This window comes from Spirulina sp. LEGE 11439 (assembly GCF_059821285.1).
Window position 1 is genome coordinate 346016 of the sequence record NZ_JCAMRX010000001.1, and the last position, 11881, is coordinate 357896.

Consider the following 11881-nt stretch of genomic DNA (forward strand, 5'->3'; position numbering starts at 1 on the left):
CACAGCACAAACACAAAGGACGAGAGAAAAAGACCCAATTAATATAATAGGATGAATAACTTTAAATTTCGCGCCACACTTGCTATTTTATTAGGTATTGTGACATTGTTTTCCAATGAGACTTCTTTGATATTTGCGGCTTCTATCCCAACGAATCCTCAACACCTGGCCGAACGAAAACTGACCCCTCTACAAGAAGCCGATCGCCTTTTCCAAGCCGGAATTAAACTCTATCGCATCCATGAAATTCAAGCGGCAATTCAATCTTGGCAAAACGCATTGCAGAGATACCGAGATTTGCAACACCCAACCCGAGAGATGGCTGTTTTGGAACAATTGGGACTCGCTTACAAACAACAAGGAGAACTGAAAAAGGCGATCGCTGCCTATCAAGAACACCTCACCCTCGCTAATGCCCGCCAAGATACCGCCGCCCGAGCCAATAGTTGGGGCAATCTCGCCAATGTTTACCGCCTGATGGGAGACTATTCTCGCGCCCTTGCTGCCAATCAAAAAGCCCTACAACTACAACGAATCCGAGGCGATCGCAGAGCAGAAGGGATCGTGTTGGGCAATCTCGCCAATGTTTACCTCAATATCGGCGATTATGAAAACGCCGAACCGTTATATCAAGAGAGTTTAGCGATCGCCAAAGAAAGCCGAGATGATGGCGCGATCGCCCGTATTCTCAACAGTTTGGGCGCATTATCTGCCACCCGAGAAGAATACGATCGCGCCCGAGATTACTACCAACAAAGTTTAACCCGCGCCCGTTCCGGAAACTTTGCCGCCGCCGAAGCCAACGCCTTGAATAACTTAGCATCTCTGCATCATATTGAGAAAGAATTCCCCAGAGCGATCGCGCAATATGAAGAGTTCCTCACCTTTGCGCGAAAAATCGGCGATATTCGCTTAGTTGCCACGGCATTAGCAGGATTGGGACTCGCCCATGCTAACTTAGAAAACTACGATCGCGCCCTCGATTTCTATCGTCAAAGTCACGCGATCGCCAGAGATGCCAGCGATATCCCCGTACAAGGCATTGTTTTGGGGAATTGGGGACATACCCTCTGGAAAATGGGCAATCTCCCCGCAGCAGAAGCAACCTTAAAAGAAGCGATCGCCCTACGAGAATCTCTGCGAACGGACTTAGAAGACGCTCATCTCGTTTCCTTCCTCGATACCCAAACCACAACCTACAGTTGGTTGCAAGCCGTTCTCGTGGAACGAGGGCGCGTTGAAGAAGCCTTAGAAATCGCCGAACGAGGGCGGGCGAGGGCTTATGCAGAACAATTATCCTTGCGAACCTCGGGAGACACAGAGATTGCCCCACCCACCATTGCAGATATCCGCAAAATTGCCCGCGATCGCAATGCAACCCTTGTAGAATACTCCATTATTCCCGATGACAGTTTTATCGGTCAGGGGAAATTAACCGGAAAAGCCTCTAAACTGTTCATTTGGGTCATTCAACCCACTGGGGAAATCCATTTTCGTCAAGTGGACTTTAACGAAACTTCCCCAGATAATATTCTTGCAAACAAAAACTTCGATCGCTTAATTAGAGATACCCGCGCCGTTATCTTTTCCCGTACCCCCCGACGCGCTAAAATTAAACTCAAAGAAGCCCATCAAATTCTCATCGATCCCATTGCCGATTTACTTCCCGATCGCCCCGATGACCCCTTAATTATCATTCCCCATCGCCTGCTGTTTTTATTACCCTTTGCCACCTTACAAGATGCGGAAGATACTTATCTCGTCGATCGCCACCTTCTCATTATTGCCCCAGCTATCCAAGTCTTACAACTCGCACAAAAAAGAAAAACACAAGTCGATCGCGCAGCCCGCAAAGATATTTTAATTGTTGGCAATCCCGCCATGCCCGCACTACCGGGATATTCTGAACCCCTTGCCCCGCTTCCCGGTTCGGAAACCGAAGCCAAAAATATCGCGCAAATTCTCGACACTCCGGCTCTTTTAGGTGAAGCTGCCACAGAAACCGCCATCGCCCAAAGATTGCCCGAAGTTGCGATCGCTCACCTTGCCACTCACGGTTTACTCGATGAAGTCAAAGCCTTAGGGCGATCGCCGGGATCTCTAGCCCTTGCGGCTGATGCCGACACCGACGGTTTTTTGACCTCGTGGGAAATTAGCCGTTTGCGTCTCAATGCCGATCTGATCGTTCTCAGTGCTTGCGATACGGGACGAGGAGAGATTACCGGGGATGGGGTGCTAGGATTATCGCGATCGTTTCTGACGGCGGGGGCAGCCAGTACGATTGTTTCCTTATGGAAAGTTGGCGACAAACCAACGGCGGTTTTAATGACAGAGTTTTATCGCCAACTCCAACAAAATCCCAATAAAGCCAAAGCCTTGCGCCAAGCCATGTTAAAGACGCGAGAACAGTATTCGCGTCCCTCAGATTGGGCGGCTTTTTCCTTACTGGGGGCTTGGGAATGAAAAGTTCTTCTTCCTACTTCTCTAACTGATAACTGATAACTGATAACTGATAACTGAAATGACTTCCGTTGCAAAAATTGTAACTCCCGCGATCGCCTTTATCAATTGCCTTAACCTAAAAGCATCCCCACTCAACAAGACCATGCAACTGCGACAATTTGCTCTAATTTGCGTTTTATGTTTTCCCCTCGGTTTAACGTCTAGCGCGATCGCCCAGTCGGAATCTTCCAATGCGATCGCCCTTCCTTTAGCCAAACAAGAATCCCCCAGACAAATGAGTTACGTCGATTACACTTTCTATCAGCAGGTCATCCAGAAGACCGTCGCGATGGTTTCCAATGCGCGATCGCAAGCCTTAGCGCAACAATTTGGGTTAAATATCCTCAACGTCACTTGGGAAGATACGGGACGCTACAACAACTCGGCCGTGGGTCCCAATATCAGTGATATGACCATTCAAGTACAGCAGCGCAACCCGCGCACGGATGAGTATCAACTGCATCTAATGCCCGTCATTCGCCATCCCAACTTTACCGACAAATCCGCAGACATTCCCCTCGATCGCTTCTTTCTCCTCGCGGGCAATGAAAAAGGAGCATCTCTGCAAAAGGTATCCTTGCGCGAACTCTTAGGCAATTTGCGACGCTATCTCAATCAACCCGACTCTTGGAATGGTCGCAAAAACTCGTTACTGGCCGATCGTGATACTCACGTCCTCGTTTCTGCCCAAGCCTGTTTTCTCCCCATTCCCAGAGCAGGAAAGGCAGAATTTAACCCTGTCCTGTTCAATTATCAATCTTATGAAGGCGATCCCGCCGTCCTCACAATTCTCGCCACCCGAGAAGGCACTAGCGTTACCATAATTGATAATAAACGAGATGCCTTTGATGCTGGGAGAACTTGGGGACAGCGCTTATTTTTCAATCAAAACGGCGATCGCGCCAGTTTGACGGGTCAGCGTCTCAGCGACTTTCAAGCGGGAAATACAGACAATAATACCAGTAACTCGACTCCAGAAGCCGCAGGAGAAGAAGGATTAAATATGGTGATGCTCATTCAAGTTCCCCTCAAGCAGAAAAATCCCCTGCGTTTTGAGTTGGGTAGCTTGGAAGATGGTGTTGTGATGGCCGCCCCTCCAGCCCCAGAAAGTTCTGCCCGCAGCGATGTTGAAGCTGCGGTTATCGGTCATGGGGAAATTGAAGGACCTTTTACGGAAATCGATAATTTGGCGATCGAACGAGATCCCGATTTTCCCATCCGCGTGACGGTGCAGTTTTATAAAGCCACCAGTAACGGGGTTGTTTCTGAAAAAGATCTGCGAGAGATTAAAGAGCAGATCGATCGCATCTATGCCGATGCGGATTATGTCGGCAGTTTAGTTGTGGATGGCGAAACAGGACGACCGACGGAATACGACGGTAACAAAATTGAACCCCCGGACTGGTGGGATGCGTTTTGGCGCAGACATGAAGCCAATACCGGACAAACACGAGCCGAAGCCCTTGAGATGTTGCGACGCTTGTTGGGAGATAATTGGCAACCGCGATCGCCTCAAGAATTGCAAGAAAAGTTAGATTCTTTAAATTATTGACTTCTCCACGGGTTAAAACCGCGTGGATTCTAAGCGTTTGGGGCGCGGCTTCAGCCCACCCCAAACGCTTACACCAAGATCGAGACAAATAGCACCACTATCATTAGGAGTCAGAAAGAGCGTAATATTTTCACCGACATTACAACCTGTCAATCCCAATGCGAGTAAGAAAATTCCGATAGTCTTTCGCAAATATTGTTGTGGTTTCATCGATCGCGAACCCAAGACGCTTTTTTCTATTAATATAGTTTATCCACTTGCCGCGATCGCAGTTCTATAATGTTTCTTGGTTTTCTATGCTTAAGTTCATTTTTTCTCTCCTCTTTTCAGTTTATTATCTTTTTTTTCTACCACAATTTAGGTGTTTTTACAGAACCGAAATATACTCAGTTCAACTTTACAGAAAATTGATATTCACTCATTCAATATATAATTTTGATAAAGCCATTATATGAGAGGAAGATTTTTGTTTAAGATGTGGGAATAGTTTGTTAACACTGGACACAAGCTTATGATTATTCTTTAATATGACTCTATCTTCTCGCGATCGCGAAAGTTCCCGCCTCACACCCCAAATTCCCTTGCGCTGGGTTCTCATCGTTCCTTTCATCGTGCAAATTTTTGCAGCAGTTGGCATTACTGGCTATTTATCAATTCGCAACGGACACCGTGCGGTTAATGGAGTCACCGAACAACTTCGCAGCGAAGTCTCGAGCCGCATCGAACAACGTTTAGATTCTTATCTGGAAACACCTCGCCTCATCAATGCGCTAGCTGCCAAAAATATTCGCCGTTTCAATCTGTGGAATTTGGACGATATGGGAGCAATGCAAGGTTATTTTATCGAACAACTCTTGCATTTTTCTAACTTGAGTTACGTCGGTTTTGGCGGCGAAAATCGCGAATTTGCTGGAGCCGGACGCGAAGATGATGGCTCTATTTTTGTCGAGTTAAGCGATCGCACGACGAAATTTTCCACCAACACTTATGCCGCTAGCGATCGAGGAGAGGTCGGCGATCTCGTGGAAGAAGGTCCGGACTACAATCCTACGATTCGTCCTTGGTACAAAGCTGCCGTGAAGGCCGATCGATTTGTCTGGTCGGAAATGTATATTACTAACCAATTTATTGATGGCAGGCCGCGTCCTGTTTTTTCTGCTGTCGAACCCTTTTATGATACAAAGCGCATTTTTAGAGGAGTCTTAATCATCGATCTAAGTCTTCGGCATATTGGCGAATTCTTACAGGATCTAAAAATTGGTAAAACCGGGCAAGCCTTTATCATGGAGCAAGATGGATTATTAGTTGCCTCTTCCACCCCAGAAAAGCTTCCTGTCGATGAAGAAGGAGAACCTCAACGCCTCCCCGCCTCCGAGAGCAGTAACGAACTGATTCGCGCCAGTGTTACTTCCCTGCAAGCAGAATTTGGCAGTTTGGAGGACATTGCCACATCAAAGCAACTAACCTTTTCGATTGGCGATCGCCAGCAATTACTGCAAGTTACTCCCATCAAAGATGATAGCGGCCTCAATTGGTTGATTGTGGTTGCCGTCCCCGAAGCTGATTTTATGGCGCAGATTAATGCCAATACCCGCCAAACCGTTTTGCTCTGCTTGGCAGCTTTGGTCATTGCCACGATTTTAGGAATCTTAACCTCTCGCTGGATCGCTCGCCCTATTTTCGACTTAAATCAAGCCTCAAAAGCGATTTCTGAAGGGAATTTCCAGCAGAATCTCACCATTCGCGGTATTACAGAGTTAAACAGTTTAGGGCGATCGTTTGCTCGAATGGCAGAACAGTTGCAAACCTCTTTTGCGACTTTGGAAAAAAGTAACGAGATTCTAGAAAAGCGCGTAGATGAACGAACTGCCGAACTGAAAGAAGCAAAAATAGCTGCTGACTCTGCTAACCAAGCCAAAAGTGAATTTTTGGCTAATATGAGTCACGAACTGCGAACGCCCCTCAATGGCATTTTAGGATATGCTCAAATCTTACAACGCGATCGCCAAGCCACCCCCAAACAAAAAGATGGGGTAACGATTATCGGTCAATGCGGAACTCACCTGCTCAATTTGATTAACGATGTTCTCGATCTCTCCAAAATCGAGGCGCGAAAATTGGAATTATTTCCCAAGGATTTTGATTTTGATATCTTTCTCAAAGGAGTTGTCGAAATTTGTCGGATCAAAGCCGAACAAAAAGAAATCGGTTTTACTTATCAAGCCCTCAATCACCTCCCTTCAGCGATTCGTAGCGACGATAAGCGACTGCGACAAGTGTTAATCAATCTTCTCGGTAATGCGATTAAGTTTACCGATAAGGGAGGAGTCACCTTAAAAGTCGGCGTAGAAGAACAGCCTTTACCAGTCACCAGTCACCAGTCACCAGTCACCAGTCAGGAAGGGAATAACCCACCATCGATCGCGACCATCCGCTTTCAAGTTGAAGATACTGGAGTGGGAATGACCCCAGAACAATTGGAGAAGATCTTTCAACCCTTTGAACAAGTCGGAGAAAGCGATCGCCAAGCAGAAGGAACCGGCTTGGGTTTAGCGATTAGTCGCCAAATTGTCGAGATGATGGGGGGAGAACTCCACGTTGACAGCGAATTGAATCGAGGAAGTACTTTCCAGTTTGCGATCGACGTACCCGAAGTCGCCGACTGGAGCAAATCTTCTACCGCTCAACCTTCACAAAATATTATCGGTTATCAGGGAGAAACCCAGAAAATTTTAGTCGTTGACGATCGCTGGGAAAATCGGGCAGTTATTCTCAATCTCCTCGAACCTTTGGGATTTGAAATGCAAGAAGCAGAGAATGGCAAACTTGGGATTCAAGTCGCTGAAACTTGGCAACCGGATTTAATTATTACCGATTTGGTCATGCCAGAAATGAGTGGTTTTGAAATGACCGAAGCACTGCGAAATTTACCTGCATTTAAAGAGATCCCGATCGTTGCTTCCTCAGCAAGTGTTTTTAACTTCGATCGCCAGAAAAGTCGCGAGGTAGGATGCAATGATTTTCTCCCTAAACCCGTACAGATAGAGGAATTATTGACCCAGTTGCAAACTTACTTAAATCTGCAATGGATAATGGAAGAAAACGTGGAGGATTCAGCGTGTGAGTCTGGAAAAATGATTTATCCAACTGAAGAGGAATTAACTCCTCTCCGTGCGGCTTTGGATATTGGTGATTTTGATAGTTTAGAAGCCGAAGGATGTCGATTGGAAAAATTAGCCCCATACATTCCCTTTGCTCGCAAGCTCCTAGAGTTTACACGAGAGTATGATGAAGAAGCGATCTCTCAACTGCTCAACTCTGCCCCGGTCACTAGCTAATAAAAACATGGATTTACAAGCTCTTATCCTTATTGTCGATGATAATTCGACTAATATCAAAGTGTTGTCAGATAGTCTGAAAGAAGCAGGCCATAAAATCCTGATTGCTAAAGACGGTTACAGTGCTTTAGCCAAATTAGAGAAAATCCAGCCAGATATCATCTTGCTGGACGTGATGATGCCCGGAATCGATGGCTTTGAAACTTGTAAACAGATTAAAGCTAGCGATCGCCTTCGAGATATTCCGATTATTTTCATGACTGCTCTTTCCAACACCGAACATAAGGTCAAAGGATTGCAATTAGGAGCCGTCGATTATATTACCAAACCGTTTCAACATGAGGAAGTTTTGGCACGGCTTGGAGTTCACCTGAAATTGCACCAACTCAATCGCGAATTAGAACAACGCGTTGAAGAGAGAACCCAAGCATTGCAACAAGCACTCAACGATCTCAAACAAACCCAAGGGCAGCTTGTCTACAGCGAAAAAATGTCGGCTCTAGGAGAGATGGTCGCCGGAATTGCTCACGAGATCAATAATCCTGTCAGTTTTATTTCTGGCAATTTACCGATGATTAACGACTATGTTAATGATTTTTGTACGATCTTGCAATTGTATCAAGATATGATTCCTTCTCCTCCCGTAGAAATCAAAGAATGTTGGGAAGACTTAGAGTTTGATTTTATTATCGAAGATTTACCCAAAACAATAACTTCAATGAAGCTGGGGTGCGATCGCCTGCAACAAATTGTTCTATCTTTGGGGCAGTTTTCCCGCTTTGACGATCGCAACGCTAAACCTACGGATCTTCATGCAGGAATCGATGCAACGATTACCATTTTGGGCAATCGTCTGAAAGCCCAAACAACGCGACCTGCGATCGAAATCCTGCGGGAATATGGCGATCTTCCTTTGGTTGTTTGTTATGGCGGACAACTCAATCAAGTATTTATGAATATCTTAGCCAATGCGATCGATGCTTTGGAGCAATCTAATGCCGGACGTTCCTATCAAGAGATTAAAGATTGTCCTAATATTATTAGGATTCGGACTGAATACAATTCAGAGCAGGAATGGGTTAAAATTGCCATTCAAGATAATGGTACAGGGATGACAGAAGAGGTGAAAAAGAAGGCATTCGATCGCCTTTTTACAACGAAAAATGTCGGGGAAGGAACGGGATTGGGAATGTTTATTTCTCGTCAAATTGTTGAAGAAAAACATGGCGGGAAAATAAGTTTTACTTCTGTCTTTGAGGAAAAAACTGAGTTTGCGATCGAGATTCCTCTGAGCAGGAAAGATAAATAATGAATCTTCCCTATTACTCTGGACTCCCGGGACAGCGATCGCATTTCGATCGCAAAAATTCAGCAAAATGTAGGAATCCGTTGCTATGGGCTTGAAGTCTTGAATAGAGAACAGAAGCTCATGTATGGTGGGAGGATAATCATGAAATACATTACGCCTTTATTTTGGTCATTGCTTGCGGTTATTGCTTTGGTTGAATTCTCTAGCCCTCGTTTGCTCGAAGCGATCGCATCGGATTTGATTGCACTGTCCAACGCAGATATGACAATTTTAAAATAGTCTACCGTATCATCATTATTATGGTTCCAATGATTCGGCTGCGTGCGATCGCCTTAATTTAATCAGGCTAACTCTTTTGCAAATCGAGACAGTTATTTTTTTATTGTTAAGTGCGATCGCCTCTCAATAGCAATCTTAGTTAAATTAGCTCGTATTGTTACGATAGAGGAAAAAATCGTGCGCTCGAAGTATGTAAGGACAGTTTTTAGATTTCTCCCTTTTTATGCCATTATGTAAATATCTCTGACGATAAGAGTGAAACTTTGATGACTGATGATAGCATTCCTAAAGCTGAACATTAAAAGTCAATAAAAAAATGGTAACTCATAATAAGTTGTTGCTGATTGATTTAGATGGCACTCTAATAGATACAGCAAAACCAGTTTTTAAACCGATGAAAGATGGAAAAGAAAAAACAGATGTATTATCAATTCCGATTTTTTCTGAAGCTCAGTCATTTCTCGAACAAGCTCAGCAACTTGGCTTCAGATGTATTATTGTATCTGATTCACATCAAAAATATGTAGATTCTATTTTTAATCAATACTTCAAAGAAAACTGTACTGATTATCTTTCGCTTGCAAACAAGCCAAACACCTCAAAAACACAAGATTTCCTGCAAGAAAAAGATATAAATCTTGAAAATAGTATTTGCTATGTATTGGGAGATTCTTGGTTAGATATTGAGCTTGGCAGAGGATTAAACGTTTCAACCATACTAACTGATTTTTATCAAGCAAGCGAAAAAGAAACCAGAGATGGGATCGGAGATTATTTAAAAAATATCGGAAGCGGCTCTACCTATTTTGTGAAGACGTACTCTGATATTATTAATATCTTGAAAAATCCTTTGAAAAATCTACTCTGCTTAGAGTCTAAGTTCAATGGTTCTGTAAGTAATATAGCAAGAAAACCATGTATTGATAAAAGAAACCCAGACAACCAAAATTTGACTGCTTGTAGAGTCTTGGCTAGACAATCTCAAGGAGAGTGCGATCGCTATCATGCTACAGACAAATATTTTGAATTTAGTCGAGCAGATAGAAGCGAAGATATGCTAGTTAAAATTCGAGATACTGTTGTTGCTTATTTAGAGCCTATTATGGCTCATAAATCTTATTCATGGCACATTTTTACCTATGTTCCAGATAAACAAACAACACAACCATCTAATAAAATGAGAACGTTATTCGATCTAATTGTAGAACAGATTCAGTCAAAATCAACAGATTTATATTGTGACAGTATATTTACATGGAGTAACAATGTTAATTCTTCTACTCGCAGGCAGTCAACAGCAAATAAGCGAAGGGAATTTATCAAAGAAAATTTGAATCTTCGCAATGAGATAGATGTTAGAGGTAAGAATGTAATAATACTGGACGATCAATATACAACTGGATCAACAGCAGACAGTCTTGCAAATAAACTTCGTGATCAAGGAGGACAAAATATATTATTTATTGCTTTATTTCATCTTATAACCAATGTTAGCAGCAATAGATCGTGTCCAGAATGTAACAAAAGACTACAGCTTAAAATTAATAAACAGACTGGCGAAAAATTTTACTCTTGTGTCCTTCCTGAATATGGTGGTGATGGATGTGGTTATAATGATAGTGGAAAACTTTGTCCTGCGTGCTTGGAAAATAATATACACCGTTACATGAAAGTAAAAACGAATGGAAACAATGGCAAGAGATTCTATTCTTGCGTACCGCCACACTATAATGGTAATGGATGTGGTTACACAGAGGATATGGAATGAAAAATTACTCAGAGATTGATTTTCTCATACTTTCTCTCTCTCTCTTAAAAGGAGTCGGACCTGTTTTTGTTAAAAAAAACTTATCTCTTCTGAGACAAGACACCAATCGAGATCGATCGAGAAAAAATACTTTTGAAAATCTTAGAAACCTCTTAGCACAAATAGGAAAGAAGTATTCTAGTGCAGATATTCACAATGCTATTTCTAAAGCCGAGGGTGTAATAGCTGAATGTGAATCTTCTCAAATAAGTTTTATTTCCCTTGTAGATAAAAACTATCCTCAAAAACTTCTGGAACTCAAAGACTCACCACCAGTAATCTTTTTTATTGGCAATTCTTCTCTACTCAATAAAGGTACAATTACTATTGTTGGTACTAGAAAACCTAATAAAAATGGTAAGATAATTGCAGAACGAATTGGAAAACATTTTTCATTAAAAGGATGGTCTATTTGTAATGGTCTCGCCGATGGAGTAGATACATCTGCTATCCAAGATGCAGAAGACTCTTGTTTTGAAAATGTTATTGGAGTTATAGGAAGTGGTTTGGCTCAAACATCTTTTCAATCGTTATCAAAACAATCGGTATTCAACATTGAACGTATTTTAAAATGTAACGGACTTGTTATATCTGAAGTTCCTCCGTCTAAAAAGCAGAATACTTTTTCAGTTATCAAGTCTTGTCGTCTTCAAGCAGGACTTGGAGTCGGTTTAATTCTTATTCAGAGTTCTATTGAAGGAGGATCTCGTTTTACAATAAAAGCTGCTGTTGGTTCCAACAGACCTCTAGGAGTTGTACGTCCCTTGAAAGCAGATATTTATCATAATAATTACAGTGCTAACCGAAAAATTATTGAAGAAGGCGTTCAAGGTCTAAATAATTTTATTTCTTTAGATAAAAGCAAAAAATCTGTATCTAGAATTGTGATTTTATCAGGAAAAGAATCTTATCCAGAGTTTGAAGAAACCTTGAAATCTGTCCATACAAGCCCATTCTGAAATTCAGAATGAATTATATTATATCCAATTCGTTTAATTTGAATGCTATTATGCTGGTTTTAAAGTTTCCAAAACATCAGTAGACCTCTCCGAAATACTTCGGAGAGAGTATAATAGAGTAAAAAGAGTGTATTT

At 42.7% G+C, this 11881-nt stretch carries 8 protein-coding genes; 7 read left to right on the plus strand and 1 reads right to left on the minus strand.

From position 1 onward, the window contains the following. Positions 1–51: 51 nt before the first annotated feature. A complete protein-coding gene (locus AC6RV6_RS01360; RefSeq protein ID WP_500238318.1) occupies positions 52–2463 on the plus strand; it encodes a CHAT domain-containing protein in 2412 nt (803 codons plus the stop codon). Between the two features lie 142 nt (positions 2464–2605). Continuing rightward, positions 2606–4054, plus strand: coding sequence for a hypothetical protein (locus AC6RV6_RS01365; protein WP_500238357.1), 1449 nt, complete (start codon positions 2606–2608; stop codon positions 4052–4054). Between the two features lie 12 nt (positions 4055–4066). On the opposite strand, the gene AC6RV6_RS01370 is transcribed toward AC6RV6_RS01365, so the two are convergent. Further along, positions 4067–4264 carry a hypothetical protein gene (locus AC6RV6_RS01370; RefSeq protein WP_500238320.1) on the minus strand — a complete coding sequence of 66 codons (198 nt, stop codon included), beginning with the start codon at positions 4262–4264 and terminating at the stop codon, positions 4067–4069. Between the two features lie 317 nt (positions 4265–4581). Between AC6RV6_RS01370 and AC6RV6_RS01375 the strand changes: the two genes are divergently transcribed. From AC6RV6_RS01375 to AC6RV6_RS01395, 5 genes are all read left to right on the plus strand, one after another. Then, positions 4582–7392 carry a hybrid sensor histidine kinase/response regulator gene (locus tag AC6RV6_RS01375; RefSeq protein ID WP_500238322.1) on the plus strand — a complete coding sequence of 937 codons (2811 nt, stop codon included), beginning with the start codon at positions 4582–4584 and terminating at the stop codon, positions 7390–7392. A 7-nt stretch (positions 7393–7399) separates the two neighbouring features. Then, positions 7400–8701 (plus strand): sensor histidine kinase, encoded by a 1302-nt coding sequence (locus AC6RV6_RS01380; protein WP_500238325.1) that lies wholly within the window; start codon positions 7400–7402, stop codon positions 8699–8701. A 141-nt stretch (positions 8702–8842) separates the two neighbouring features. Further along, a complete protein-coding gene (locus AC6RV6_RS01385) occupies positions 8843–8980 on the plus strand; it encodes a hypothetical protein (protein ID WP_500238326.1) in 138 nt (45 codons plus the stop codon). A gap of 316 nt (positions 8981–9296) precedes the next feature. After that, positions 9297–10748 carry a hypothetical protein gene (locus tag AC6RV6_RS01390; RefSeq protein WP_500238327.1) on the plus strand — a complete coding sequence of 484 codons (1452 nt, stop codon included), beginning with the start codon at positions 9297–9299 and terminating at the stop codon, positions 10746–10748. Continuing rightward, a complete protein-coding gene (locus AC6RV6_RS01395; protein WP_500238330.1) occupies positions 10745–11746 on the plus strand; it encodes a DNA-processing protein DprA in 1002 nt (333 codons plus the stop codon). The genes AC6RV6_RS01390 and AC6RV6_RS01395 overlap by 4 nt, the downstream gene beginning before the upstream one ends. The last annotated feature ends 135 nt before the right edge of the window (positions 11747–11881 follow it).